The organism is Clostridium sp. AF34-10BH, from assembly GCF_003478095.1.
Taxonomy (GTDB): Bacteria; Bacillota; Clostridia; order Lachnospirales; family Lachnospiraceae; genus Acetatifactor; species Acetatifactor acetigignens.
In genome coordinates, this window is sequence record NZ_QUEC01000004.1 from 96,271 (window position 1) to 122,665 (window position 26,395).

The 26,395-nt window shown below is 35.0% G+C and carries 42 protein-coding genes; 40 read left to right on the forward strand and 2 right to left on the reverse strand.

Annotated elements, in window-relative coordinates:
* Positions 1–20: 20 nt before the first annotated feature.
* The 8 genes from DWZ61_RS05000 (at position 21) to DWZ61_RS05030 (ending at position 4,529) form a co-directional block, all read left to right on the forward strand.
* Entirely contained in the window at positions 21–857 is an 837-nt protein-coding gene (locus tag DWZ61_RS05000) for an HD domain-containing protein (RefSeq protein ID WP_118537636.1), read from the forward strand.
* A 108-nt stretch (positions 858–965) separates the two neighbouring features.
* The gene (locus DWZ61_RS19640) at positions 966–1,139 is read left to right on the forward strand and encodes a hypothetical protein (RefSeq protein ID WP_182426999.1); all 174 of its coding nucleotides are present in this window, start codon (positions 966–968) and stop codon (positions 1,137–1,139) included.
* Between the two features lie 5 nt (positions 1,140–1,144).
* On the forward strand, positions 1,145–2,110 hold the full coding sequence (locus tag DWZ61_RS05005; RefSeq protein WP_147354677.1) for a hypothetical protein: 966 nt from the start codon (positions 1,145–1,147) through the stop codon (positions 2,108–2,110).
* A 401-nt stretch (positions 2,111–2,511) separates the two neighbouring features.
* Positions 2,512–2,862, forward strand: a complete 351-nt coding sequence (locus DWZ61_RS05010) for a hypothetical protein (RefSeq protein WP_118537638.1) — start codon at positions 2,512–2,514, stop codon at positions 2,860–2,862.
* Positions 2,863–2,875: 13 nt separating this feature from the next.
* The gene (locus DWZ61_RS05015) at positions 2,876–3,181 is read left to right on the forward strand and encodes an AbrB/MazE/SpoVT family DNA-binding domain-containing protein (RefSeq protein ID WP_118537639.1); all 306 of its coding nucleotides are present in this window, start codon (positions 2,876–2,878) and stop codon (positions 3,179–3,181) included.
* A gap of 318 nt (positions 3,182–3,499) precedes the next feature.
* The gene (locus DWZ61_RS05020; protein WP_118537640.1) at positions 3,500–3,808 is read left to right on the forward strand and encodes a hypothetical protein; all 309 of its coding nucleotides are present in this window, start codon (positions 3,500–3,502) and stop codon (positions 3,806–3,808) included.
* A 124-nt stretch (positions 3,809–3,932) separates the two neighbouring features.
* Positions 3,933–4,136, forward strand: coding sequence for a hypothetical protein (locus DWZ61_RS05025; protein ID WP_118537641.1), 204 nt, complete (start codon positions 3,933–3,935; stop codon positions 4,134–4,136).
* Positions 4,137–4,157: 21 nt separating this feature from the next.
* A complete protein-coding gene (locus tag DWZ61_RS05030; RefSeq protein WP_147354678.1) occupies positions 4,158–4,529 on the forward strand; it encodes a hypothetical protein in 372 nt (123 codons plus the stop codon).
* Positions 4,530–4,597: 68 nt separating this feature from the next.
* Here the strand turns inward: DWZ61_RS05030 and DWZ61_RS05035 are convergent, their stop codons facing one another.
* Positions 4,598–4,924 (reverse strand): hypothetical protein, encoded by a 327-nt coding sequence (locus tag DWZ61_RS05035; protein ID WP_118537643.1) that lies wholly within the window; start codon positions 4,922–4,924, stop codon positions 4,598–4,600.
* A gap of 180 nt (positions 4,925–5,104) precedes the next feature.
* Positions 5,105–5,521, reverse strand: a complete 417-nt coding sequence (tnpA, locus tag DWZ61_RS05040; protein WP_118537644.1) for an IS200/IS605 family transposase — start codon at positions 5,519–5,521, stop codon at positions 5,105–5,107.
* A 76-nt stretch (positions 5,522–5,597) separates the two neighbouring features.
* On the opposite strand from tnpA, the gene DWZ61_RS20105 reads away from it, so the two are divergent.
* The 32 genes from DWZ61_RS20105 (at position 5,598) to DWZ61_RS05200 (ending at position 26,207) form a co-directional block, all read left to right on the forward strand.
* On the forward strand, positions 5,598–6,926 hold the full coding sequence (locus DWZ61_RS20105) for a transposase (protein ID WP_118537645.1): 1,329 nt from the start codon (positions 5,598–5,600) through the stop codon (positions 6,924–6,926).
* A 330-nt stretch (positions 6,927–7,256) separates the two neighbouring features.
* Positions 7,257–7,835, forward strand: a complete 579-nt coding sequence (locus DWZ61_RS05050) for a hypothetical protein (protein ID WP_118537646.1) — start codon at positions 7,257–7,259, stop codon at positions 7,833–7,835.
* Positions 7,836–7,880: 45 nt separating this feature from the next.
* Positions 7,881–8,192 (forward strand): hypothetical protein, encoded by a 312-nt coding sequence (locus DWZ61_RS05055; RefSeq protein ID WP_147354679.1) that lies wholly within the window; start codon positions 7,881–7,883, stop codon positions 8,190–8,192.
* 54 nt (positions 8,193–8,246) lie between these two features.
* Positions 8,247–8,972 carry a hypothetical protein gene (locus tag DWZ61_RS05060; protein WP_118537648.1) on the forward strand — a complete coding sequence of 242 codons (726 nt, stop codon included), beginning with the start codon at positions 8,247–8,249 and terminating at the stop codon, positions 8,970–8,972.
* A 216-nt stretch (positions 8,973–9,188) separates the two neighbouring features.
* Positions 9,189–9,323 carry a hypothetical protein gene (locus tag DWZ61_RS20360; protein ID WP_279220474.1) on the forward strand — a complete coding sequence of 45 codons (135 nt, stop codon included), beginning with the start codon at positions 9,189–9,191 and terminating at the stop codon, positions 9,321–9,323.
* Between the two features lie 91 nt (positions 9,324–9,414).
* Complete coding sequence (locus DWZ61_RS05065) at positions 9,415–10,281, forward strand: hypothetical protein (protein WP_118537649.1); 867 nt, start codon at positions 9,415–9,417, stop codon at positions 10,279–10,281.
* A gap of 62 nt (positions 10,282–10,343) precedes the next feature.
* Positions 10,344–10,946 carry a hypothetical protein gene (locus tag DWZ61_RS05070; RefSeq protein WP_118537650.1) on the forward strand — a complete coding sequence of 201 codons (603 nt, stop codon included), beginning with the start codon at positions 10,344–10,346 and terminating at the stop codon, positions 10,944–10,946.
* A 129-nt stretch (positions 10,947–11,075) separates the two neighbouring features.
* Positions 11,076–11,654 (forward strand): hypothetical protein, encoded by a 579-nt coding sequence (locus DWZ61_RS05075; protein ID WP_118537651.1) that lies wholly within the window; start codon positions 11,076–11,078, stop codon positions 11,652–11,654.
* A 172-nt stretch (positions 11,655–11,826) separates the two neighbouring features.
* A complete protein-coding gene (locus DWZ61_RS19480) occupies positions 11,827–12,048 on the forward strand; it encodes a helix-turn-helix transcriptional regulator (RefSeq protein ID WP_147354680.1) in 222 nt (73 codons plus the stop codon).
* A 44-nt stretch (positions 12,049–12,092) separates the two neighbouring features.
* Positions 12,093–12,347: a hypothetical protein gene (locus DWZ61_RS05085; protein WP_118537653.1), complete on the forward strand. Its 255-nt coding sequence runs from the start codon at positions 12,093–12,095 to the stop codon at positions 12,345–12,347.
* Between the two features lie 88 nt (positions 12,348–12,435).
* Positions 12,436–12,657: a hypothetical protein gene (locus DWZ61_RS05090; protein WP_118537654.1), complete on the forward strand. Its 222-nt coding sequence runs from the start codon at positions 12,436–12,438 to the stop codon at positions 12,655–12,657.
* A 23-nt stretch (positions 12,658–12,680) separates the two neighbouring features.
* Entirely contained in the window at positions 12,681–13,040 is a 360-nt protein-coding gene (locus DWZ61_RS05095; RefSeq protein WP_118537655.1) for a hypothetical protein, read from the forward strand.
* 23 nt (positions 13,041–13,063) lie between these two features.
* Positions 13,064–13,393 carry a hypothetical protein gene (locus DWZ61_RS05100; protein WP_118537656.1) on the forward strand — a complete coding sequence of 110 codons (330 nt, stop codon included), beginning with the start codon at positions 13,064–13,066 and terminating at the stop codon, positions 13,391–13,393.
* A gap of 119 nt (positions 13,394–13,512) precedes the next feature.
* Positions 13,513–13,740, forward strand: coding sequence for an HPr family phosphocarrier protein (locus DWZ61_RS05105; protein ID WP_118537657.1), 228 nt, complete (start codon positions 13,513–13,515; stop codon positions 13,738–13,740).
* 9 nt (positions 13,741–13,749) lie between these two features.
* Positions 13,750–14,067 carry a hypothetical protein gene (locus DWZ61_RS05110; RefSeq protein ID WP_118537658.1) on the forward strand — a complete coding sequence of 106 codons (318 nt, stop codon included), beginning with the start codon at positions 13,750–13,752 and terminating at the stop codon, positions 14,065–14,067.
* A 193-nt stretch (positions 14,068–14,260) separates the two neighbouring features.
* Complete coding sequence (locus DWZ61_RS05115) at positions 14,261–15,016, forward strand: TPM domain-containing protein (RefSeq protein WP_118537659.1); 756 nt, start codon at positions 14,261–14,263, stop codon at positions 15,014–15,016.
* Positions 15,017–15,289 (forward strand): hypothetical protein, encoded by a 273-nt coding sequence (locus tag DWZ61_RS05120; protein WP_118537660.1) that lies wholly within the window; start codon positions 15,017–15,019, stop codon positions 15,287–15,289. It begins immediately after the preceding gene.
* Positions 15,290–15,511: 222 nt separating this feature from the next.
* The gene (locus tag DWZ61_RS05130) at positions 15,512–16,069 is read left to right on the forward strand and encodes a LemA family protein (RefSeq protein WP_118537662.1); all 558 of its coding nucleotides are present in this window, start codon (positions 15,512–15,514) and stop codon (positions 16,067–16,069) included.
* Positions 16,070–16,439: 370 nt separating this feature from the next.
* Positions 16,440–18,074 (forward strand): flotillin family protein, encoded by a 1,635-nt coding sequence (locus tag DWZ61_RS05140; RefSeq protein WP_182427000.1) that lies wholly within the window; start codon positions 16,440–16,442, stop codon positions 18,072–18,074.
* 147 nt (positions 18,075–18,221) lie between these two features.
* Positions 18,222–19,274 (forward strand): DUF87 domain-containing protein, encoded by a 1,053-nt coding sequence (locus DWZ61_RS05145; protein ID WP_182427004.1) that lies wholly within the window; start codon positions 18,222–18,224, stop codon positions 19,272–19,274.
* 170 nt (positions 19,275–19,444) lie between these two features.
* Complete coding sequence (locus DWZ61_RS05150) at positions 19,445–20,035, forward strand: HD domain-containing phosphohydrolase (protein ID WP_182427008.1); 591 nt, start codon at positions 19,445–19,447, stop codon at positions 20,033–20,035.
* The gene (locus DWZ61_RS05155; RefSeq protein ID WP_118537667.1) at positions 20,028–20,690 is read left to right on the forward strand and encodes a PASTA domain-containing protein; all 663 of its coding nucleotides are present in this window, start codon (positions 20,028–20,030) and stop codon (positions 20,688–20,690) included. Before DWZ61_RS05150 ends, DWZ61_RS05155 begins: the two co-directional genes overlap by 8 nt.
* Positions 20,691–20,695: 5 nt before the next feature.
* Positions 20,696–21,343 carry a transglycosylase SLT domain-containing protein gene (locus DWZ61_RS05160; protein ID WP_118537668.1) on the forward strand — a complete coding sequence of 216 codons (648 nt, stop codon included), beginning with the start codon at positions 20,696–20,698 and terminating at the stop codon, positions 21,341–21,343.
* 9 nt (positions 21,344–21,352) lie between these two features.
* The gene (locus tag DWZ61_RS05165) at positions 21,353–21,916 is read left to right on the forward strand and encodes a hypothetical protein (protein WP_118537669.1); all 564 of its coding nucleotides are present in this window, start codon (positions 21,353–21,355) and stop codon (positions 21,914–21,916) included.
* Between the two features lie 201 nt (positions 21,917–22,117).
* A complete protein-coding gene (locus DWZ61_RS05170; RefSeq protein ID WP_118537670.1) occupies positions 22,118–22,318 on the forward strand; it encodes a hypothetical protein in 201 nt (66 codons plus the stop codon).
* Positions 22,319–22,750: 432 nt separating this feature from the next.
* A complete protein-coding gene (locus DWZ61_RS19645; RefSeq protein ID WP_182427009.1) occupies positions 22,751–22,921 on the forward strand; it encodes a hypothetical protein in 171 nt (56 codons plus the stop codon).
* A gap of 80 nt (positions 22,922–23,001) precedes the next feature.
* Entirely contained in the window at positions 23,002–23,154 is a 153-nt protein-coding gene (locus DWZ61_RS19650) for a hypothetical protein (RefSeq protein ID WP_182427010.1), read from the forward strand.
* A gap of 78 nt (positions 23,155–23,232) precedes the next feature.
* The gene (locus DWZ61_RS05180; RefSeq protein WP_118537672.1) at positions 23,233–23,454 is read left to right on the forward strand and encodes a hypothetical protein; all 222 of its coding nucleotides are present in this window, start codon (positions 23,233–23,235) and stop codon (positions 23,452–23,454) included.
* Between the two features lie 287 nt (positions 23,455–23,741).
* Positions 23,742–23,891 carry a hypothetical protein gene (locus DWZ61_RS19655; protein ID WP_182427011.1) on the forward strand — a complete coding sequence of 50 codons (150 nt, stop codon included), beginning with the start codon at positions 23,742–23,744 and terminating at the stop codon, positions 23,889–23,891.
* Between the two features lie 13 nt (positions 23,892–23,904).
* On the forward strand, positions 23,905–24,693 hold the full coding sequence (locus DWZ61_RS05190) for a hypothetical protein (protein ID WP_118537674.1): 789 nt from the start codon (positions 23,905–23,907) through the stop codon (positions 24,691–24,693).
* Between the two features lie 87 nt (positions 24,694–24,780).
* Entirely contained in the window at positions 24,781–25,779 is a 999-nt protein-coding gene (locus tag DWZ61_RS05195) for a DNA cytosine methyltransferase (protein ID WP_118537675.1), read from the forward strand.
* Between the two features lie 14 nt (positions 25,780–25,793).
* Positions 25,794–26,207, forward strand: a complete 414-nt coding sequence (locus tag DWZ61_RS05200) for an NADAR family protein (protein ID WP_118537676.1) — start codon at positions 25,794–25,796, stop codon at positions 26,205–26,207.
* Positions 26,208–26,395 lie beyond the last annotated feature (188 nt).

Consider the following 26,395-nt stretch of genomic DNA (forward strand, 5'->3'; position numbering starts at 1 on the left):
AGAATGAGAGGTATTAAAATATGAGTTATTATTATAAGGATTCTGGATGCGGTGGATGTGATTTTTTAATTACAACAACCAAAGGACAGAAAGAAGGTGGATTGCCGAAAGGAATTATTATTCCTGCAGGATTACGATTCAGTGATAAGAATTTTAATATGTGGGTACAGGAGCAGAAATATTTTTATATTTATCCGGTCAAACATTCCGACACAGATCAGCGAGAAATAACCCACATTGCAAAAATAGGTTTTGTAAATCGTTTTGGATATTTTATTACAAAAGAAAATCTGTTCGCAAATGCAAATACCAATTATATTGATATAATTGATAGGTGTTGGTTTACAAGAAAGAATGCTAGAAGTTATGTGGAAGCTTTAAAATCTGTTTTTCCGGAACAAAAATGGAATAATTCATGTGTCGCTGCAAATGAAAATATAATAGACTATGCAAACAGAATGGCCAGAAACCATTACAGAAGATGTACTTACGATCATGCAGTCAGGGTTGCAGATTATGTTAGGCAAAATGAATTAATTCCAAATGATTTGCAGGAAAAATGCCAGGCAGTAGCTTATATGCATGATCTTTTAGAGGATACTGATTACGAAATTCCAAATGTAGTCAGACAAGAATACCCTGATATAGATGAGGCATTGGAATTATTAACAAAACCTTCTGGTATGTCGTATGACGAATATTGTAACCAAATCAATGTGTATGCCAGCACGAGTGTTGGAGGCCAGATAGCGTATTGGGTTAAGCTTGCAGATATGAAAGATCACCTAAGTCAAAAAGAAACGCTGACCGAACACTTGAAAGAAAAATATCTTTCCGGACTGGCAAAATTATTGTAAAAATTTAGGCAGCTATACTAAAAACAAAGGATCTCTTTTGAGGTCCTTTATTTTTTAAGCAGTTATTCTGTCATATTAATATCAAATTAGACAATTGGAGGAAAAGATATGAAATATTTGGTTTACTTTAATGCAGATGAACAGCCCGGAAGAGCAATTGTAACATTACAAAATGTGGATGCTTTCACAGAAAAAGGTGTCTATTTTATTGAAGAACAGATTAAAAAGAAACAGCATTGTGAAAGTGTGATTCTGCTTAATATGATTCCACTGAGGGGGTAAATGGTATGAGTATAATAGAAATTATTTGGATAATATTAATTATATTGGTATTCATTGGCGTTTTTTTTGCGTTATTTCTGGATAAGGACGCTTTATGTATGAGTATTTTGTGCTTTGCCACAGTAGGAGCAATCATTATGATACCTATCTCTATAATTGCAGATACGGAAGACAAAGCACAAAATGATTCGGTTACGGTTTGTGAAGAAGTGGTATCAGAATCAATAGAAAAAGAGCCTGCAGAAACAGTGGTCGATGAAACAGAGGATACTATTACTGAAGAAGATTCAGAGACAGAGGAAAGATTTGTGATTGTAGCAATTGTGTGTCTTTTTGTGATTTTCGTATTAGAACCGATTATCTTAATAGTAGAATCAGGTTTCTTTGAAGATGTGACATACGATATAAAAGAATCTGTTAGAAAGTTCAAAGAAAAGAAACAATTAAAAACAGAAACCAAAACAGAACAGAAAGAAAAAACCTCTTCGGATACTTCAAAAGAAGTTTTTACGAATACCGAAAAAATGTTAAAAAATATGGCATCTTCGGATTCCAAAGTAGAGTATATCCTTTGGGCGGTCAACTATTTAGATCAAAATGGAAAAGCGGATAATACCAGGAAACTTAAAAATTATTATATTCCGGAAATTCTGAAAGCTCAGGCGCAATTTAAAAAGATAAAGGACTATGGCATGGACGAGATGACTACAGAAGCGAAAAAGCATTATAAGAAGATTATCTCATTAGCTTATAGTGTCGCCAAAGCAGAAGTAAAGAAAGCAGCTTCAGAAATTCTGATGGATATGGATTGCAACGCAGATGTATGTGAGAATATTTATAAGAAAGATGGATATTCCTCTATGCAGGAAGAAATACAGAAATCTCATACTGCGGAAAAGAAAAAAGAACAGACTTTACATGCAAAAACAATTAGTAAGGATACCTATGTCTTTTGGACAAGCGAAGAATAAGATGCAGGTGCGAATATGAAATATACATGAAAGTACTGGGAGACTTGCACTGAAATAAAAAAATAGAGGTGATTTTAAAATAATATCTAAATCTTGCAGTTGCACTCCTTGTGGAGTGCATGAATTGAAATATATGGAGGAACACTATGGAATTATTTTATTCTTTAATTGGGGTATCGGTTGTGTTGGTTGACCTTTCACTCGGGGATCCTATTGATTGGTGGTTTGTGATACTTACATTTTTGTGCGCTTTTGTATATCACATAATTTCCAATGAAATTTACCAAGACTGATTATTAACATCTTTCATAAGTAAAAACGGACCCTTACGGATCCGTTTTCTTTTACTCTCTATTATCTGACATATTAAATATACAAAATAGGATAGAAGGAGAGAAACAATGACACGAAAGGAAGCAAAAGAAAAAGCCATAGAAGTAAAGAATTCCGTAACTGATTTCAACAATCCTTCGGATGAAATCGGATATGATCTTTACGAGTTCGAATTAGATGGCAACAATTTAGTTGTATTTGCATACATTCGAAAAGCAAAAGGAACAGACGGAAGGAAATGGTATGCCGTTTACTCAGGATGCGAATATGACGGCGGAGATACAATCTGGGCCGATTACGATAGTTCTACAACTCGTTTGCGAATTGATGAATTGGCAGATGCGATCTATCGTCTGGCGAATATGTATACGGATCCGGATAATCTGGAAGAATTAAGAAAAATGATCAATAATACATAAGGAGGAAAATAATATGTTAATATCTGGTGTTGTAAGAAGATTTGATGATCTGGGACGTATTGTAATTCCTAAAGAAATCAGATCAAAACTGTTTGGTACAAAAGGAAATATGCCTTTGAGTGAAAATGAATCGATGGAAATTTTCTTAAATGGCGAGGATATAATTCTTCGCCGATATAAAGGAGAGGAACTGTGCGAATGGAAGAAGAATCTGCTATATCCAGGAAAGATCAATAATCCACATGTAGATGAAAGCATGAACATTGCTACCACAAAATATTGTCCTTGCTGTGGAAAAGAGATTAAAATCGTAGATTAGCTAGACTTTCCATAATTAAAAAACTTACTGGAAATCCGGGAAGTTTTTTATGCGGAAAATTGCATAGCTATCATGATAATTTGCCGCCGCACACTCGTGACTTTAGTTGTGAGTAAGGCGGTATTATCTTGTTAAAATATATATCATATGGTATAATATTCAGATGGATAAAACGAGTGTGTGAAACTTTTTCTGTAAATAGCTAATAACAGCAAGGTCTTCTATGGTAAAATATAAATCATATTTTCATTTTGCTACGCTATAACTGAATAAAATTAAAAACATTTCGAAAATATCAGAAAAAGAAGGAGAATATATATGTATTTCATAGACGGAAAATTTATTATGGATAGCTTTTCAGAAAAGGATGTTAATAAAGCACAGATGCGAATTCGTTCTGCGGTTCTAGATGAAAAATATCCATGCGTGGATGTTGATATTATGCCGGTTGTTCTTATTACCGATGATGTGTTTTCATCATATGAGGAAGCGGAAAAATATTTGCAAACCCATCGTAAATCATGGGTAGGAAAATATAATGCTGCAGTAGCTTTTTACTTTCAATTTCCATCAATGCCTCAAAAAATAAAATATCTTGTAGAATATGCAGAACCTCATAATATGTAAATAAAAATGTAAATTACTATGTCTTATAAAATGGATAATTTGCTATTTAAACCCTTCCGAAATGTTCTTTCGGGAGGGTTTTTCTTTCATACTAATAGTATTAAAAGAAAATAGGAGGAATTGTATGAGAAACATTAAAAATATCACATCAAATCAGTTACGAATTACTCCTGAGCAGAGAGAAGTTCTCGAATCAGGAGAAAGCATACTGTATACATGTGAAAACTACTTAGGAAATTTTAAAGAAAAAGAAGTTTTAAAATATGACGGAAAATACTATCGTGTACAAGCAAGCAATAAAATTTTAACGGAATATACGGAAGTATAAAAAATGGGAGCCTGCTATAGCGTGAAATTAGCAATAAGATTAAAGGATGAGATATCAGCCGTTCATGCCCTTAAAGAATATATTTCCACTGCGGATAATGTTAATTTCAATATTGAAAAACAGATAAAAAGAGGATTGACAACAGATACTTTCGAAGATCTTATTCGCATATTTTTATCCGGATGTGATCAGGAAGTGAAAGAAATCGTCCATTTTTGCTGTGTTAAACATGAGGATAGTGATGACGACTGGGAATCTGACGACTATATCGATGATTCCGTAAATGTCGATTGGAATGCTGAAAACTGGAGAGAACAGCTGGAAAATGACATGATTATAAAACTTCATAAATATGCCGCAATGAAAGGATACAGTTTTAATAAGGCAAATTAAAACATCAAGCAATTAAATTATCTACGAAGCATACCATTTAATAAAAAAGAGAGCAAAAGCTCTCTTTTTTATTCCTGTTCATAATCATCAATATTTTGTCTAGATAAATTATTTTCTTCAGGTCCTTTTTCTTTCTTTTTTTCCTGATGAGTAATAATATCCTGAAAAAGAATCTCCAGATCGATATATAAGGCATCTTTTTCTTCTTGTCTTGCTTGGAAAAGAATGATGCTTCGATGGTCCGTTTTTTCAAAAAACAAAACTACATCATCATTTCCTTCAAAATCCTTTAATTGCTCATAAAGTTCATTTGTAGAATTCTTATATGTTGGAATGTCTAATACTTGATAAATTTCCAATAAAACATCTTTTAGTTCATCACCATTAATATACATAACATTTATTCCTCCTTGTATTTCTATTATACTTTAATTACAAATATATACAAGCGTTTTTTCATAGATGGTTTTGCATAAAAGATGCGAAAAAGCAATTGAATATCTTCCGGCGCATTCCACGTCTATAGCGAAGCTTAGGCGGGGTAAGCCGGTTAAAACGGCACCTGCAGGTACCGTTTATTTTTTACCCTGGTTATCAATATACTTCGATATCATTTTATCCGTAACATCACTTACCGTACCTATGAAATAACTATCGGACCAGAAATATGGTTTCCAGAAAAATGGTTTTAGTTCCTCTGGAAATTCCTTACGGATCAGTCTTGCGGTGACAGTCTTGTAGTTATTGACAAGCTTCGATAACTGTATCTGTGGTGTTGCAGAAAACAGGATATGTACATGATCCAAGTCCGTATTGATATTATCAATATGACAGCCCCAGTCCTCCTCGATCAGACGGTATGATAACTCCAGAAGCCTGGTTCTGATTTCCTCAATCCCCAGTACTGGATGCCTGTATTTAATAGCTACAACCAAGTGATATTTTAGGTAATAACAACTGTGTCTATTCTTCTGATATTCAGTATCGCTCATAACAGTATCTCCTATACAACTAAATTATTTTGTGTTATAATTATTATAACATCACATATAGAAAGGAGCAAGCTGTATGAAGATCATTACTTCCTACAATGTACGTCTGAAAACAGAATACATTTCATCCCTGAAGCAGACAGTAATGCTTTATACAGATGCAGTCCGTTTCTATATGGATGTCATTCTGGAGGAGTGGAACACGTTTGCAGGCATGAGCACCAATGAAACCGTCCTGTGTGCCGAGAGGTTATCTCATGCCACTACAGCACATCCGGTTCCGAAGTATGACTTTGACAATAGATTTCCAAAGTTCCCATGTTACCTGCGCAGGGCAGCCATCAGCTGTGCCTTCGGTAAATGCTGTGCTTACAACAGCAGTCTTGCCAACTGGAAGAAGCTGGATCCTGCAGTTAGAAAGAAAGCACCCGGCAGGCCGCGTATTACCATGGAAATGCCGGCTTTCTACAAAGGAAACATGTTTCTGCGGACCGGTAATTATACTGCTAGACTGAAACTGTTCTTCCGAAACGACTGGCAGTATGTGGATGTCGGACTGCGTAAGTGTGATGTGGATTATTTATTACGACACTGCGGATCCCGGAAGGAATCCTCTCCGGTGCTGCGGCACTGCCATAAGGTATGGGAACTGTGTTTTTCTTACGAAGAGGACAGGATACTCAATAAGACACCGGTTTCCGGACAGCGGATCCTTGCTGTGGACCTTGGTATCCATAACCCCTGTACCTGCTGCGTTATGAATTCAGATGGTACTGTCCTGGGGCGGCATTTCCATAAAGCCCCGGTAGAAGAAGACTCTCTGAACCATAAACTCGGTAAGATCAAGAAGGCACAGCGCCATGGCAGCCAGTACATGCCTAAGAAATGGGCTTCCATCCATGGCATCAATACAAGCCTTTCCCGGAAGACTGCGGATTTCATTATCAGCATGGCCGTACTCTACAATGTAGATGTCATCGTCATGGAGCATCTGGATACTTCCGGAAAGAAACGTGGCTCCGGAAAGCAGCGCCTGCATATGTGGCGTAAGGCAGTCATCTGGAAGCAGACAGAGCTTCAGGCCCACAGACTTGGGATCCGAGTCAGCCGGGTATGTGCCTATAATACCTCAAAACTGGCATTTGACGGATCAGGAAGAGTCCTACGTGGCCGAGAAGCAGATCTGGGATCCTACAGTGTCTGCCAGTTCCAAACCGGCAAGATCTATAACTGTGATCTGAATGCATCCTACAACATAGGAGCGAGATATTTCATAAGAGAACTCTTAAAACCTTTTTCTGAAAAGGAAAAGTTGCCCGTCCTGGCAAAAGTCCCGGACTGTGGTAAGAGAAGCACCTGCACCCTGGCTTCGCTCATTAGACTGAATGCGGCTCTGGCAGCGTAAAGCTGTCATGTGCTGAGTCCAGCCTGTATCCAAGTCAGGTATTCCAAGTCCCTAAAGGACAAAATAAAATGTATCCGTAAGGGTATGTTTTATACTTTGGAAGCACCGCCTATAGCATGAAATGTTTAGGCGGGGAGGCTTCACCTATATTTAGACAAATATCCAAATCAGCATTTAACAAATAAAACTGGAATAGGAGGAAATGAATTTTATGATAACTGGACCGATTACGAAATTTAACCGAAAATACTTAAAGAGGCTTAGGCCTCTTTTTTTATTTCTTTTTTCTGACATATTATTTTTATAAATAAAGAAAAAAGGAGAATAATTATGGCAAATATTAACGGATTAAGTATCAAAAAGGTAAGAAGTTTTGTAGGCCCGGAAGGTCACGTATATCAGGGTGATTTATATCTTGGAAAGAAAAAGATTGCTTTCTGGAGCCAGGATGCAAATGGTGGTATCGAAGATCATCTTACCATGGAACCTGAATATAGCGAAGCAAAACTACGGAAGGCAATTATTGCTGCAAATTCTGATAAAGCTATAGTGTTGCACCCTAATGGTAGCAATAATTCATTCACCATCGATTACGACATTGAAGAACTTATGTATGATTTATTATTTCTTTTGGATTCTGAAAAAGAATGGAAGAAAGGTATAAAGGGCGGTTATTCGGGGTTACTTCAGATTACCGACGGATATCATATAGCTGGATATCATCTGCCGGATGCATGGAAGGAATTGGCGAAGACGACTGACGAAGCACTACATTTGATTGGCCAGAATTCATTGAAGGAAGATTACGAAAAGATGCGCAAAGGTCGTGATATAAAAGCACAGATTTTCTGGAATGATTCTGATTTTTCTATTGGAAATCCAATTCTGTTGGAAAATATTTTGAAATAATAAAATTGAAAAAAGTACAGTTAGGCAACTATGGAGGAAAATAGGATGAAAGCTATATTAGTTTGGTCAGATAGAACAAATATGAAATACAGCTTATTTGATGATAAAGATGGAATATCCGGATATGAAAGAGCAGTAGAAGCGATGTATAAAGAATTTGATATCTATAATCAGAAGAACATTATTCCTAATCCTTATGTGTACAAAGGGAATGATTACTGTTACTTTGAAGCAAATGGGCAAGAACCTTATATTTGGAAGGTATTTAATGTTCCAGAAGAAAATACTATTATTTCATTTAATTCGTGTCCAGATGCACAGGAATTTTTTGGACATTTATTTGCCGGGTGCCCTTAATATTTAGATATTTTTAAATAGTTAAATTAATAATACAACGGAGAAAACTAAAAAATGAAAGCAATGTTAATTTGGTCCGATGGGACAGAAATCAATCAGTCTATTTATGAAGATAAAGACGGAGTAAGTGGAGTAGATAGAGCCGTAGCACAAATGCATAAAGAGTATGCAGAGCATGGCGATAACCCGGATGAAGAATATGGTTCCTATGAAGGAGATAGAGATTGCTGCTACTGTAATGATAGCGAAGATATGTGTCATTGGCAGGTAGTTGAACTGCCGGAAGATAAGAATTTTGTTTTACCGCTGTTATATCCTGATGCCATGGAGCTTCTCGGGACACTAATTGATAGCGTGGAAGATTTCCTTGATGATAAGGGCATTACTCCGGAAATGCTTCCGTATGCAGATAGAGAAAGCAATTCCGATGCCGCTCTTATTTATGGAACAGACTATGATGATCTTGCAAACCGGTTTGCTGTCAATCTTGGAATCAGTATCGATCCAAATGATTACTATAATGACCCGGAAAAAGTGGCAAAAAAGATTGCAAATCATTTACCGAAAGATATACTGTATGCAGCATATAGACGGCAACAGATGCTTTATCGCGTGGATGATGTGTATAGCCATGCGGACGATCTCGGAATTGAAATTTCGGAGGAAGAGGCTGAGCAGATTGCTGAAAAGTTTATTGAGAATTATGACTGTAATGTTGCGGAAAATGACCTGTTTCGGGAATTGATCAGAGATTTTAACAAAAACAGGAAAAGAAACTAAATAACAAATAGAAAAAAGGATCCTTAGGGATCCTTTTTCTGACATATTATTTGCATCAAGGAAGAAAGGTGGAGAATCTATAGGTGAAAACACATAAAATTGAGGCCAAAAACAAAATTGCAATTAAAGGGGATAGAGATGAACCCATTATAGTTGCAGTTCAGAATATTAAACAAACTCATCCGGAATTATACAGAGAGTTATCGATATTCTGATATGACAACTGAAGAAAAAGTCGTTGTAGACGAGTTTGACGGTGGAGAAAAGGAGTATAATAAAATATATTCCAACCCAGAAAAGTATTTAGTCCAGAATACTTCAGACTTGCTTCGTTTAGAAGAGACAGCATAAAATTAGAAGAAGCCCGTGAGGGCTTTTTCTATGCAGAAAAAATTGGCCTCTAAATAAATCTTTCATATTAATTATAAATTTGGAGGTTAGAATGGCAATCGTTTACAGATATATTGATTTACGCGATAATATCATTAAATATGTTGGAATCGTATGGGCAAATAATCGAACTTTAGATGATAGGATCCGGGAGCATAGTGCAAATGATTTCTGGTGCAAAGGTGGATATTGGAAAGTAGAATATCTAAACCGGGATATTCAAAACCGTATGGATGCCGAACTTTTAGAAGCACATTATATAGGAAAATTTGATACGGGTAAATGGTATAATACCTATAAATCTTCCTGGGGACGATCTACATTATTAGATGATTCAAATGATCAATGGATCGAATATGGAATTATCTGCAATACATTTTCAAATACCATATCTTCGAAATTTGATTCGTTAAAGATTCAATGGATTGGAACACCCAATGATACATATTCTGTGCAGCTATCTGTAATAGATATTAAAGAGCAGCGTGAAATTTGCCTATCTTTAAATCATTGGATGGATGCTAGGATAAAAGAAAATAAAAACATCGCTTTTGCAAGCATAAAAGTTTTTTATCTATGGTTTCTTGAAAATATTGCATGTATTAATAATCCAGAATTAATGATAAATCATATTATTTGTAGCAAATCTCCAGTAGTGATAAACGCGGATATCGAGTTATTTCCAACTGCTATAACAGGAGAGTATAATAAAATAATTATAAACGGCATTCCTCTCGAAATTGAAGGAAATAGTATATTAATAAAGTATGAAAATGCTTCTAAAGGAACCACTTATAGAGATTTTGTATATTCTCCTTTTATAGAAAATAGTAATGATATAATTTGTTCACTACATAGCCTAGAATCATATTTAGATCCCAATAATTTTTATGATGAATTTATGTATTCAGAAGAATAAACAAAAATTATATATATTTTTCTGTCATTATAAATATATCAAGAAAATAGGAGGAAAATAATATGAGTTGGATTGGTGGAGGTATTGTTATTGATGACATTTCTGAAAAGAGTCTTTCTTATGCAAAGGCCATGATCAGATCCCGTGTTCTCGATGAGGGAAATTGCGGTGAATTTCCCAATCTTTGGAATTCTATTTTTCCGATTATAGATTTTGCCCCTGGAGTAATTTTTTCGAGTTATACTGCGGCAGAAAATTATTTGGAAAAGAACAGGAATAAATGGGGACGAAAAACTAATGTAGCGGTAGCTTTCAGAAATACCATTGAAGCAAAAAATACAAAGAGAATGGAAGAATTGAAAAATAGACAGGCAACGGAACTTGTAAAAGTAAATGAAATGACGAAGGCTTCTTATATCAAGAATTACAAGTCAGCTATTATCAGTTGTGCTAAATGTAATTCCAAAATTAATAAGGAGTATATTCCTGATTACAGATGCCCGATTTGTAACGCAGATATGCGGTCTGAATCGACAATTAAACGAATCGATGCACACAGAAAAAATGTTGAAACGATTCAGAAAGAAATTGATGCTGAAGTGAAGAAACAGGAAAGAAAATTACCGGTAAAATATCTGGTGATGTACGAAGAATATGTTGGCTAGATGGAAATGGTAAAATCAAGAAAATTTGATAAAGTATAAAAACCTGGCTATTTAATAGTCAGGTTTTTTAAAATCTATTTTCTGTCATATTAGAGATATCAAAATAAAGATAAATGGAGGATATATAATATGATAATTTATAATAATGGAACGATTTCTGTTCCGGAAAAAAATTATGCCACATTAGCAAATGCTGTAAGTATGTCAGATATTTGCATGGATACATGTAATTTAGAAGATATTCGTTATGAAAATGGAAGAGCTTATTTTGATTTGGATTGTGATCGCTGTATGGGTGATTTAGAAAATAAACTGAATAAGTTGATTGATTTTTTGCATGAAATTGGAATAACAGATATTTTGATAGATATTAACATTTCCGGAGAATGTGAAGGAAAATATATTTACGAAGATAGAAAAATCGTTTATTTGTCTCCGGATGAAGTTGCTGTTAGAGAAATGGCTTCCACTGATGAATTAATTGCCGAACTCAAAAGAAGAGGTTGTGATGTTATTAAAACGGACGATCTTATCAAGAAGTTGAGAGAATCTCAGGTAAAAGCAGCTAAATGTATTGGTTTTATTGCCGGCATGGTATCTCAGATATGGGTCATTAATGATCTTCTCGGAAAATTAATCGAAGATTATGGTGGAGAACCATACAAGGTTGAAAACGGGAAGCTTGTTATAAAAAACAAAGAAAATTAAAAGGTGGTAAAGCGAGATGATTTTGAATGCGAAATGTATAGATTGCAAGGAACCCACGAAATTCGTGGCAGGCTTTTTTGATGGAGAGAATGGAAGCCACGGTTGCCTTTACGACTGTCATAACAAAAAATGCGAAATAAAGCAAATAAAGGAAATATCTGCGTCAAAGGAAGTGCAAGAAAGATCGAGAGTACAGCTTGCCAACGGTGATAAGGGCATGTATGCTGGATATATTGCGGCACTACGGAGAGATGCGAAAGTAACCATGTTTAGAATGGCGCAGATCGGTGGTTGCAGTTCGGCAGATTACAGTGCATATGAAAATGAGCGGAAAGAATTTGATCCGGAAGTGTATCGGAAATGCAAAGAGTACCTGAATGCAGTGAGGAATTAAGTATGTAACTTAGGAGTTTCTTTGGGAGAATGGAGGCAGTGAAAATGTCAGACATTACAGAAATTATCAATATTATAGAAAAATCATGGGGAGTGAATTCTATTGGTAGTCCTTTCGGTTCATGCACAGAAAAATTTGCGAATGAAAAGATGATAGAAATTGCCAATAAAAATAATTTTCCTGATGATGTACTTAAATTGATTAAAGCTAATCCGATTAAGTTTCATAAATATCAGAAATTTGACAATGGGCGTGGTATAGGTAGATACTATGCAAATTTGGTAAGACAAATAAATTAGGAGAATACATGAAAGTAAAAAATGAAGAAGTCAGATATTATCAGCCAAGATTTAAAAGGTGGTAACTTGGGATTTAGCGGAGGTATGCATGGATATCAAGAGTAATAAAGAGGATTATAAAAAGGCATTAAAGAAAGCACATGAAGAATATCCTTTAATGAAAGGTAAATACAGAAATAAGCCAGATGAATGCGATCATAATTATTCTTTCTGCGTATTTTGCGATGGCGGGGATTGGGACATTATGCGCTGTCCAAAATGCGGATCAGAAAGAGTTATGAGATGCACTTTCGATGATGATTTTGATTAACATTTAGCGGAGGAGACAATATTATGTGGAAAAGAGGTAAAACTGTTACGGAATTGGAACGAGATAAAATTGCAGAAATTGCAGATAAATACGAAGTTCCAAAGCGAGACGTAACATCTATGTTTCAAAGCGGACTGAATTTCAATAAAAAAAATGACAATTTTGTCATAGGTAAAAAAGGAACAGGAATGGTTCGACTTTTTATAAAACCGATTAATAAAATCCAGATTGGAGATATTGTAGAAATTAAAGCGCAAGTCGTTGATTATAATGACGGGGACAAAAAAATAAAGCTTAGAATCACTGGTTATGCACCGAATAAGATAACTCCCGTAGATAGATATATCTGGGTAAAATATACTGATATTAATAATTTAAACTAACGATTTAAGGAGAAACAGAATATATGGTCAGAAGCGTAAATACATTCTTCATAAACGGAGAAAGCTTTATTAATTATTGCTCAGATAATGACTTTAATTATACAATTTATATTGGACAAAAGTGTAAAGTTTTGAGAAATGGAAAGTGTTTTATAGGTACGCTGCACGAAGTAGACTCAAACAAAAATACATTCTCGATAAAACAAAATAATGGAGAAATAATAGAAATAAATTGTGCTGATGTAGAAGAAGTTTTCAGCGAAGAGGAAATTGGAACGATAATCAACGGACAATCTATCGACGAGACAGGATTACTCAAGGTTGCGATGGAAATCAACGACGAATTGAACTGAAAGTTAAATTGCAATATTTAAAAAATTCATGGAAACATGAATTTTTTTGTGCAGAAAAATCTAAAATCCATAAAATCTGTCATATTAAAGATAGCAAATAACATTCAGGAGGAAAAATAATGAAAAAAGTATTAGTAAAACTATCAAGCGTAGAAATGGTAAAAGATTTCAATTCCAAATTATTCCCGTTGGAAGGAGAATTTGATCTTGGGACCGGCCATTATATTGTGGATGCAAGGAGTATTATGGGTATCTTCAGCCTGGATTTGTCTAAACCTTTAAACCTGACAATCCATTCTTCTGATCCCGATGCCGTTGTAGCTGCTTTAAAAGATTTTATCGTTTAAAAGTCGCCTATGAAAACTTCTAATCATGCTAAAACACGGATTAAAGAACGTTGTGGACTGGGAAAAGATAGCGGTGATCGATTAGCTGCTATTGCTTTAGAAAAAGGATTAAAAAGGAATGAAGCAAATGGGCAGCTAAAAAGATATATGGATAAGCTGTATTTCACTAATCCCGATGCAGGAAATATTCGAATATATGCGGAAAAAGTTTGGATATTTTCCGAAGACAAATTGGTTACTGTTTTTGGAATTTCCAAAGGTCTTAAGGATCAAGCCAATACGCAAATCAAAAGAAAATCAAGAAAGGAGAATTATATGGGAAACTAAGAATACGTAATTTTATTTCTATAATAAGTCTTTCATTAACACTAATTATTATGGTAACACTGATGTTAAGCTCTGTTGCAATGATGGTTCCAACATCATCTATAGTGGTTACCGACAACAAATAGCCCTATTAAAAATACACATATAAAAGGAGAAACTAAAGTGACGAGTTTATCGTAAAGTAGGAGGAAGCATGAGAACAAAAAAACGCAGAGTATTGTCTTTTATTAGTCTGAGTTTTGCGTTGATCATCATGACAACATTGATGTTGGGATCTGTGGTAATGGCAGCTCCCACATCGGATATGTTGGTGATTGACAATGCGGATATGCTGACAAAAGAAGAAGAACAGACAATCGAAAGTGCATTATATCAGATTTATAAACAAACCGATATCGAATATGTCGTATATTTAGCACCATCACTAGACGGCAAAACTGTCGAAGAAGCATCTTTGGAAGCCGGTAGAAAATTGGGCATCGGTAATAAAGAGGATAACACAGGATTACTTATCTATGTAGCCCTGGCAGACAGAGAATTCCGAATGGAAGTAGGTTATGGTCTGGAGGGCGTAATCCCTGATTCGCAGGCAAAAAGGATTATTGACTGCATGACTTCGTATTTTAAGAATGAAAACTATGCCGACGGACTCTTAGCCGCTGTCACAAAAACTGTGGAAATCTTAAACGATTCTGGTGAATATACTATTTCGCAGGATGAAAACTATGTTGTAGAGACAGGCACAGATGATGACGACCTACTGGTAGGAATGATTGTTGTCATCGTATTTATTGTTGTATTATGTGTGATTTCAGCATTCGTTGATGGTGGTTCGGGTTCCCTATCATCAGGCCGTTATTATTCAAGCGGCTATAGAAGCAGTTCCAGTTCGAGTGGTTCATTCGGCGGCGGAAGTTTTGGAGGCGGTGGCGCTTCGGGAGGTTGGTAAATGAAAACACTAAAATTATTTTTCAAGAGAAAAGTGAATAAAGAAAATGTGTATGATTTAGCAAAAAGGCTGGCTGAACCATATTTTGACGAACAACAGATTCCAATGATTGGCGCCACGATAGTAGATGGATATCTGTATGCAAAAGGAGAAGACAGAGGATTCCCACATAGAAGTGATGTCATTAAAATTGATTTGAGCAAGGAAAAAATTATTGAAAGTTATGGTGCCAGAGGATGTCCAGTAACTATATATATTGGACAATATGAGTAAACGAAACCAGGAGATCAACAAATGAATTTGATAAACATATCACTTATAGCAGTAATTATATTATCAATCGTAATGACCATTGTATATGGATTACCGCTTATTGAACAAATAAAAAACAAAAAAGTTAATAAAATCCAGATGTTTGCTGTGTGTCTATTTATTTGCACAATCATATCTGGAACAATAATTTTACATTGCATTAAATAAAAAAGGAGAAAACATATGAAAAACAAAGGATGGGTAGTATTAGTTGTAGTAATCTGTGCAATTGTGCTTTTGTTTGGAGGCTCTTATAACTCTTTACAGCGTGCAGATGAAAATGTAAATGAAAAATGGGCACAGGTGGAAAATCAGTTACAGCGTAGATATGATCTGATTCCACAGTTGGTAGCCGTAGTAAAGCAGTACTCCGATTATGAAGCATCTACATTGGAAAGCGTTGTTTCTCTGCGTGGGGATGGGTCTTTAGGAGAGGAAGCTGCTGCAGATTCCGCTTACCAGTCGGCTATGAAGGAATTCAATATTGCAGTAGAAGCATATCCGGAATTAAAGGCAAGTGAAGAATATAGTCAGTTGATGACAGATCTTGCAGGTACAGAAAATCGAATTGCCGTAGCAAGAAAAGATTATAATGATGCGGTAAGTTCTTTAAATAAGAAGATTCGTTCCTTCCCTATGAATCTCATTGCAAATATGAGTGGGGTAGAAAAAAGATTCTATTTTGAAACAACCAGTTCAGCATCAGGAACTCCGAATGTAGCAGATTTATTTGCAAATTAAGAAGAGGTATTCTATGGTAACTTTGTTTCATATTTCCGCTCCTATTATTTGTATTATAGGAGCTTGGAGAATCGTATACGCAATAAAACATTGTCATGACCCGGATTTCACAATTCAGTTGGTGTTTGGATTTTTTCTCATCCTTATGAGCGTCACATTCTTTTTATACAACAAGCCTATATGGGAATTTGATGTGATTCCTCCGGCAGGATATTGATAGGAGAAAGAAAATGAAAAAGAAAAATATAGATTACGAATCAAAACAAAAAAATGCAACTCTAAAGAAGCACAGAAATATATGAAAGAAATTCCCCCAGAGGATATAGAACGCTATTGGGGTAATACAAAAATACAAAAGGAGAAAATTAAAATGAATGGAATTAACATTGGAGTTATTGTAGCAGTAGTAGCTGTTGTAGTAGTACTTGGCATTTTGATGTCTGGTTATGTAAAGGCATCTCCTGATAAGGCATACATTATTTCGGGTTTAAAAAAGGAACCCAAGGTACTTATTGGTCGTGCTGGTATTAAGATTCCCTTTTTAGAGAAAAAGGATGAATTGATGCTAAGACAGATCAGTATCGATATTAAGACAAACGGATATATTCCCACAAAGGATTTCATCGGTGTAGATATTGATGCCGTAGCAAAGGTAAGAGTTTTGACTGCAAAAGATATTACAGTAGATAAAAATGGAAATATTATGCCTGGTTGTGATCCAAATAAGAGAGTTACCCATGAAATGGTACAGGCAGCGATGAAGAACTTCTTAAATATGAAGGAACAGCAGATCCGCGATGCACTGACCGATTCCTTACAGGGTAACATGCGTGAGATCATCGGTACCCAGTGCCTGAAGGAATTGTGTAATGACCGTAAGACTTTCGGTGATGAGGTACAGGCAAAGGCGCAGAAGGATATGAATGCCCTTGGTATCTGGATCGAGTCCTGTAACATTCAGAAGATCGAGGATGAGAACAACCTGATCACTGCTTTAGGACAGGATAACATGTCCCAGATCCAGAAGGATGCTTCCGTTGCAAAGGCACAGGCAGACAGAGATGTGGCCATCGCCAGAGCACAGGCACAGAAGGATGCCAATGATGCACAGGTCATCGCAGAGACCGAGATTGCCCAGAAGCAGACCGAACTGGCTATTAAGAAAGCAGAGCTGAAGAAAGAGTCTGATATTAAGAAGGCTGAGGCAGATGCCGCTTACAAGATCCAGGAAGAGGAACAACGTAAGACCGTGGAGATCACCACAGCAAATGCAAATCTGGCCCGTCAGGAGAAGGAACTGGAGTTAAAGGAAAGAGAAGTATCCATCAAGGAGAAAGCTCTGGAAGCTGAGGTCAAGAAGACCGCAGAAGCAAACAAATACGCAGCACAGCAGAAGGCAGATGCCGAGCAGTATGAGAGACAGAAGAGAGCGGAGGCCGAACTCTTCGAAATCCAGAGACAGGCAGAGGCAGAAAAGGCAAAATCCGAGGCAGAAAGATTCGCCAAGGAGCAGGCGGCAGAGGCAGTCAAGGCAGCAGGCCTGGCAGAGGCATCAGCCGTTGCAGCCAAAGGTAAGGCGGAAGCAGAAGCCATTCAGGCAAAAGCAGAGGCAGAGGCAGCCGGTATTCTGAAGAAAGCGGAAGCTATGAAACAGTACGGCGATGCTGCAAGACAGCAGATGGAGCTGGATACTTTGAAAGTATACTTCGAACAGCTGCCTAAGATTGCAGAGGCAGTGGCAAAGGGCTACACCAATGTTGACTCTATTAAGATGTTTGGTGGAAATACCAGTCAGTTAGCCGGTGACATCATGACTACGATTACACAGGTATCTGATGGTATTAAGGAATCTACCGGGATTGATCCGACCGAAGCATTGAAGGGTGCATTAAAAAAGAAGGACTCTAATGTAAAAACATCTGATCTTAAGGATGATTATACAGAAGTAACCACCTTATCAAACACATCAACGGAAACCGATACAGATAAACTTTCTGAAGAATAATATGTAGCTATAATCCCACGGTTTATTCATGCCGTGGGATTTTTGTGCAGAAAAATTCATTTAATCACAAATCTGTCATAATAAAGATAAAGAACATAGATGGTAATTAGATGGTACCTTAAACAAAAAATTAAAGGAGAACATAAAATGAAAAAAGATATTTTTTATTACGGGATGAATATTCACACTGGAAAACCTATTTACTATGACAGAAGGCAATCTGCTTATTCGAATAGTTTAATTACTGGAACTTCTGGAACTGGAAAAAGTACCTTTGCAATAAAAGAAATTGAACAAATACTTCAAAATACAGAAGATGATGTGATCATTTTAGATATGAATGGAGACTATGAGGAACTGGTAAAGAAAAATAATGGAACAATAATTGATTTCTTATCTCCAAATACACACATGGATCCATTATATACACCAAATTACATAAATAATAATTTAGAACATGAAGTTTATACGTTTGATGATATTATAGGTTTATGCTGCATCGCGATGGACCAGGAATTAGGTTCTATTGAAATAAAAAGCATTTATAACATCTTAAAGAAATTATACAAAAATTTTGAAAATCCATCGTTTCAAAATTTCTATGAAATGCTTATTGCAGAAACTGATCATAATATGCGGAATGTTGGACTACATTTAAAATACTATGTTGATATGATGCCATATTTATTTGAAATTCAGACAAACAAAGTTTTGGATGACATCATATATAATCCTAAAAAAAGAATTATTGCATATAAACTATATAACACACCGTCCTGTAACGCATCATTTTATATTATGCTTTGTTTGATAGATATTTGGCAAAAAATAACATATAAGAAGAATCAACAAAAACGAACTTGGATCTATTTTGATAATATATATTTAATATTACAAAATAATGTATTGTCAGATACCTTTGCAAAAATTTACAAACGCGGAAGAAAATGGGGTTGTATTTCTACTTGTGTCATTGATGATATTGAAAAGCTATGTAACTTTCAATTAGGAAGAATAATACTTTGTAATACCTCTTTCTTAATCAGTTTTAATCAAAGAGCAGCTGGCAGGGATATAATTCAACAATTATTCAATATAAATGATCAAGTTATGAGTTGTATGCAAAAGGGGTTAGGAGTCGGAGAAGGGTTACAATACATTCATGATAAAAATGATGAAATAATTGTATTTCGACAATAGTAGTTATGGATTGGACCGGTTCTTAACATAAATGTTTATATTTTCGCATTTGCAGACTAAAACCATCTATGAGTAATCCAAAAATATCTGTCATAATAATTATGGAACAATAAATAAAGGGTTTCGATCTTAACTCTTTAACTATGAGGAAAACCTCTGGAAAGGAGTTTATGATCGAAACCTATCGGAATTACCAAAATTACACAAGACTTCTTGATTTATTAAAACAATATGATTTTACCACATACACTCACAGTATGAGAGTAGCTAAAAATGCTGCCGTTCTCACCAAAACGACCGATCTCATAAATACGGATCCAGAAATATTTATAATGGGTTGTGCTTTACATGATATCGGAAAACTCAAAGTACCTTTGGATATCATTAATAAACCAGAGAAACTATCTAATGTAGAAAAACTCATTATAAATTCGCATACAAGTGATGGAATTAGTTTTGTGACAGATTTCCCATTGGATATACATATGTGTGTTCTTCTTCATCATGAACGGGAAGATGGATCCGGATATCCACTAGGTTTAATGGGTGACCAGATTCCAAATTTTTGTAAAGTTTTATCTGTTCTGGATGTATTAGATGCATTAACATCACAACGATCATATAATCACCCAATAACAGACTTTAATGAACTAAATAAAGAGATGAGTGACTTAAATTTAAACGGATATTATGTGAAAAAAATCATGGATTTAGTTAAAAACGGAAGTATTGTAACAGAAAAGGAGATTTTTTATGATTAATAAATTTAAATACTCAAAAATTATTTATCTTATAATTACACTTGTTATTATTTTAATAATTGTTTTTTCTATCATACATTTTTCAAATAATAAAGCACTATCAGATACAACAGATATACTGGATGTATCCGGAAATGATATTTCCGGTAATGATATCTCAGGCAACGATTTTGCAGATAATATTTCTGAAACGGAACAACAAGAAGAAAAAAATATTATGCCAAACGTCATTGGAATGAAAATAGATGATGCAACTTATGAGCTGGTAAACAATGGTATCACTTTTTACGATATTGAATGGATTGACGACGAACAGCATCCCGGTCAGGTTCTTGAACAGAATATACCAGAAGGAGAAGAAGTAGATGTTTCTATTCCCATATTAATTAAAGTCAGCAGTGCAGAGTACTTCGAAGAGTCGGAGAAAGACATAAATAATAAAATATATATTCCAGGAGTAGTGGGAGAAAATATTGATGATGCAATTATTGATATCAGTGAAGCCGGATTGAAAATAGGAGGTATTCTTCCGTATGAAGGATATATTGAATATTCTGATTTTTTTGAAATTGGAAGTGTAGTAGCGCAGGACCCTTCATCCAATACCGAGGTAGATGCCGGGACAGAAGTAATACTTTATTATAAAGGAGAATAACGTCAATGATGTATACCGCACTTAAAGGTACATGTTTCCTTTTATGTAACCTTTTAACTACATCTGCCGTTAACTCTACTTTATCATGTTCGGCAGATCATTCTGAACAAAAAACAGTAAAATGTATTGAATATCATAATTCCATGCAGGAAGATATTATAATCAACGTATTGGAAAATACACAGGAAAAAGAACTGCGGAGATTTCAAAAAGCATTAGATCAACTTCCAAAAGAAGCCAGAAGTTTATTTGCGGATGAAGATTTTCAGTTAAACTTTCTGCAGATATGTCAGGATTATGAGCTTGATCCTTATCTGATGCTATGTCTTATTAAAAAGGAATCTGCTTTTCTTCCTGATGTATCAAACGGACATTGTTTAGGGTTATGTCAGATCAATGAATATTCACATAAATCAAGAATGGAAAGACTTGAATGTGATGATTTATATGATCCTTATCAAAATATAATAGTTGCTGCTGATTATCTTGCTGAGCTTATATCCACAAAAAGAGATATGACCGAAGTGCTTATGTATTACAATATGCCTTCAGAGACGGCCCGGAAACGATATGAAGCCGGAAACTATAGCAACTATGCAATAAATATACAAAAAGAAGCCATACAACTAAGAGAAATAGCTGAAGCAGAATAGGAGCGTTTCATGAATAATTTACCTAGTAGACCTGGAGAAGTGTTTTATATTATTAGAAGGACGCCATACAGCGAATCAATACTAAGTACTAAGGCTGTTATTTGTGAACAGTCATACATGCGCTGGGGGCGTCGAAAATCCCAGTATCGATTAGTTGATATTGATAACGGTGAGATTTTGGATTTTAAGGCTCAAACATTTTCTGAAATGTTGGATTTTGTGGAAGACGTTATTTCTGTTCCAGTTTCCTTTGAACGAAGATACACTGATTATAATTATGTCATTAATTTGCAAAAAGGATTAAAAGAAATTGCACAGGATTCCAATTTTGCTAACGATTTTCCTCAACGTTTTGTTGTTGGCGTATACTCAATTGGAAAATTTAAAGCTGAAATTAACGTGAGTCGAATCGGAATTACTTTGGAGTTTATTCATGATAAACCGATGCCAAATGGAATTCCGCCGGTTGGACTTCAGTATCTGAAAAACTTCCCTAAAACAGAAAAAGAAATGATTGAAGCGGTGGAAAAAGAGTTAAGACAGTTTATTAAAAAATATGATACGCTGTTGTAAGAATTTCTATGCAGAAATTTGCATCTATAGAACCATTTGTTATAATAAGAATATCAAATGAGTTAATCATTTGTTTCTTCCATCTTTTATCTTTGATACAATCTCCGGATATTTTTATCCGGAGAATTTTTTTTTGCTATTTTCTGTCATATTATAAATAACATAAGAAAATAGGAGAATTTATTTTGGAGGATAAATAATATGAATTGGAATAATGCTTTTGCTATGAAGAAAAACATAAACGGTAAGATCGTTACTGTAGGACAGCAGGACTTTGATAATATGACTATTATGATTAAAGAGGAAAATGGAAATGTTATTAGCTGTCCTATGGATTTTGATAATGACGGTGACTGTTACTTCATTTATGATTCTACTCAAGTGTACATAAGAGAAGTATGATTAATTGCTGAATGGAGGAAAATAAAAGTATGATTATAGAAGCTAAATTTACAGCAGCTGGTATGACGAGAGGCAAGAGATACGATGTCATTGACCTCATCAATGATAGATATTACAAAATTGTACTCGACGGAGGCATTATAGGAATTCGGCATAGATGTAACTTCAATATTATTAAATAAATATAAGAAAGGAAAATAAAAATGAGAACAAATAATGGTTGCATATGGGCATATAATACCGAAGTTGAGTGTAAACATAAAGAATGTACAGATTGCCCTTATTACAGGGCTGGGTACCAGAATAATAGATACGGATCTTTTAGTAACCCCTATGACGATAGTGGATGGGACGGAGAGTAATCACTATCCACAATAAAAGGTGTGGTTTTACATCAAAAATTATAAATCAAAAAGAAAAGAGGAAATTAAAGTGAATAATATGTTTGAAGAAATGGGTAAAGCAAATATCAGAGCATTTTGTGATAAGCTGGAAGACAAGGTGTTAAATCATACACCTGATGTAATTGCCGAGTGTCCATTATTGGAAACAACAACCGTAATTAATATTATCAGAGAGTTGCGGAAAGAAATGGCTGAATAAGAGGTAACGTAATAATCTATGAGATGAAGATATAGAGGCAGACAAAATTCGCATTTCTTTAGAAGATTGGAGGTAATATTATGTCAAAAAGAGAACGAAGAGAATTTACAAAAGAACTAATTGAAAAATGTATTGCTGCTATCAATGAACTGCCTAATTGTCCAAATGGACATTCAGATGTGTATGATAAGGCAACAATTGAAAGAGTTTTGAAAAATGTAATTGATAATTAAGAGGATTTTGAAAATTGGATTTACGAAATAAAAAATAGCCATTGAAACTAAGATTTCTTAGGAAAGTAGTGAAGAGAAATGAGTAAAAACAATTATGAAAAATATGCTGAAGCAAAACAGCAGGAATTATTGCATACAGAAAGGAGTCTACTACAGGCAATCAGTTGTCTAAGGTGTAGACAGAAGTTTACATCCTTGCAATGTATGGATAGTGCAATAGATTTTGTTGCAGACTTATATGATTTATCCATTGATGAAGTGAAGCGAGCAATGGATGGAGAAGAATACTGGTGTATATAAAAATTGCATTTCTTTTAGATTAGAGGTAAGAGGAAATGATTGTAAATGCTTATTTGAATGTAACGCAAGAGCAATGGGAGGGAATCAAAGAGAAGTACGTAGAACAGAATATGTATCATATTGTGAACAATTCAAAGCGAAAGTGTAAACGCTGTGATGATTGCAAAATGTATAATCCTTGTTCTACTTATGAAGGATTTTGTTTAGAGACAAATGAATTGGTTGACGGAAATTTCACCTGCGAAAGTTGGTATTAAAAATGGAGAAACCATAAGAGGGAAATAATAATGTGGACACCATGTGACGAACCTATTGAAGAGTATAATGAAGAAACCGGTAAAATGGAAACACGATACCATTGTCCTTATACAGATACTTACACTGGATACGAAGATGAAATGTGTAGAAACTGCTGTGGGCTTGGTGTAGATGAATGAGAGGAATAATATAATGAATACAAGCAAAACAAGAAATTTATACTATGTAATGGATGAAAAAGAAGAAATGTTTGTAAAAGGAAACCTAAATAATCATGAAAACTCCTATACTGGAGAAATTGATCGAGCTTTTCGAACATATAGTAAAGAAGAAGCAATTCATATATCCAATGAGTGTAATGACATTGGTATGAATACAAAGGTGGTTATGTTTACATGGAGATGCACTCTGGTAGCCAGAAATGTTAAAGGTATTGAAAATAATTCTGGTATCAAAGGTGATAGAAAACTTTCTGAGCTAAATGCAGGGGAAACATTCAAAGATGGAAATGGAATTGAATACATTGTATGCCAACAGTTTGAGAATGGGACTGCAGCAGTTGTAAGAAAGGGTCTTTTTGATCACAGACTATATTTTGGAGATACAAATGATTGGCGTGATAGTAATATTCGAGAATATTTAAACAAAGAATATTTTAAGGAGCTTGCAGCACAATTCGGAGAAGATAATATCGTTGAATTCACTAGAGACCTGATATCTCTTGATGGATACGATGATTATGGTAAATGTAGAGACAAGGTAAGTATTATGAGTCTTTTAGACTACATGAAGTACCATAAGGACATTGGCGATTGTGAAAATATTTACTATTTATTGACTCCCGCAACGATTCTTTCTGGCTGCAGTTATAAAACTGTTCTGTATATTGATGACAATGATTTACCTAACTATACATTATGCAGTTCCATTATGGCTGTACGCCCGTTTTTCGTCCTTAAATCTGATATCTACGTTTTCTAATAAAAAGAAGCCTTTTGGCTTCTTTTTATTTTGTCTTGTTTCATCTGTCATATTAATTACATCAAAAAGATAAATGGAGGAAATAATATGAAAGAAACAACGAACATTTTGGAATTATTTGGAGGTGTAGGAGCTCCACGTAGAGCGTTGGAATTATGTGGGCTGAACATCAAATCCATCGATTATGTTGAGATTCTTCCTTATGCCGTATTAGCTTATAACAATATTTTTGATATTAGCTATAAACCGCAGAATATCATAAACTGGAATATGGATGTTGATATTCTAATTCATGGATCTCCTTGCCAGGACTTTACAAAAGAAGGTAAAAATGACATTAATACCGGTCGCTCTATCCTTTATAACCGGACACTTGAAATTATCGAAAAGGGATTACATAAGAGACCTCCGGTAGTCATCTGGGAAAATGTCCCGAATCTGGCTTCTCAGGGTAAAAAGGTATCTCATAAACACCATTTGGACCATTATATCGAAACAATGGAAGCTATGGGATATAAAAGCACATATGCTATTCTTGATGCAAGTAAATACGGGATTCCACAGGCAAGAGAACGGTTATATGTCGTGAGCTTATTATCTGGAAATGAATTTGAATTTCCGGATGAAATACCCCTTAAATTTCATCTACGGGATTTCCTTGATAAAACAGTGAATCCAGCTGATTACCAGCTCTCTGATGCAGAAAAACAGCTTTTCTTTACGAATAATGGAAAACTATATGTAAAGGAAGCTACAAAAATTGGATATAAGCTCGTGGAAGATGGAGATTGCATCAATGTAGCTTTTCCTAATTCCAAAACAAGACGCGGTAGAGTAGGAAAAGGTGTTGCAAAAACACTTACAACAGCACCTAGACAGGCTGTATATGTAAATGGATGTCTTCGGATGTTGACTGCAAAAGAATGTTGGCGGCTCATGGGTTTTAAAGACCGTGATTATGCTGCTATGAAGAGAGTGGGATTAACAGAAGCTCAGATCTGTCATCTGGCCGGTAATTCAATTTGTGTTCCGGTGCTACAGCAGATTTTTACAAAACTCATTACTATGGGTGAAATCGAACAATAAGGAGGTAATCAAACATGCAATTTAGAAATGAATATTATTTTCTCAGTAATATGTATCCTTGTAAGATTACATTTATTTTAAATGACAAATCCTATACTTTTTTATCAGCAGAATCGGCTTATCAAGCTTGTAAGTCCCCAGTTAATGCTGATATGTTTTGCAATTTAAATGGTTATGAAGCAAAAAAGCTCGGAAGAAAACTACCTCTTAGAACCGATTGGGATATTGTTAAACTTGATATTATGAAAATTATTCTTAATATCAAATTTCAAAATCCTGAACTTTTGCATAAACTATTGAATATTCGCGGCGAAATAGTAGAGGAAAATAACTGGGGAGATTATTTTTGGGGCAAATGTAATGGAGTAGGACAAAATAATCTTGGAAAAATATTAATGTCCATAAGAGATAAGGAGAAAAAATATTGAAAAACATAAACAATTGGATCCCTGTTAGTCCTGGACTTTATCAGGAAGATTTCCAAGGTAAAAACTGCCTGGAAAAGCAATTGTGAGCCATATAACGAAAATTAAAAGAAGTCTCTTGGCTTCTTTTTCTTTTATATTCCTTTATCTGTCATATTAACTATATCAAACAGATAATAGGAGGAAATTAT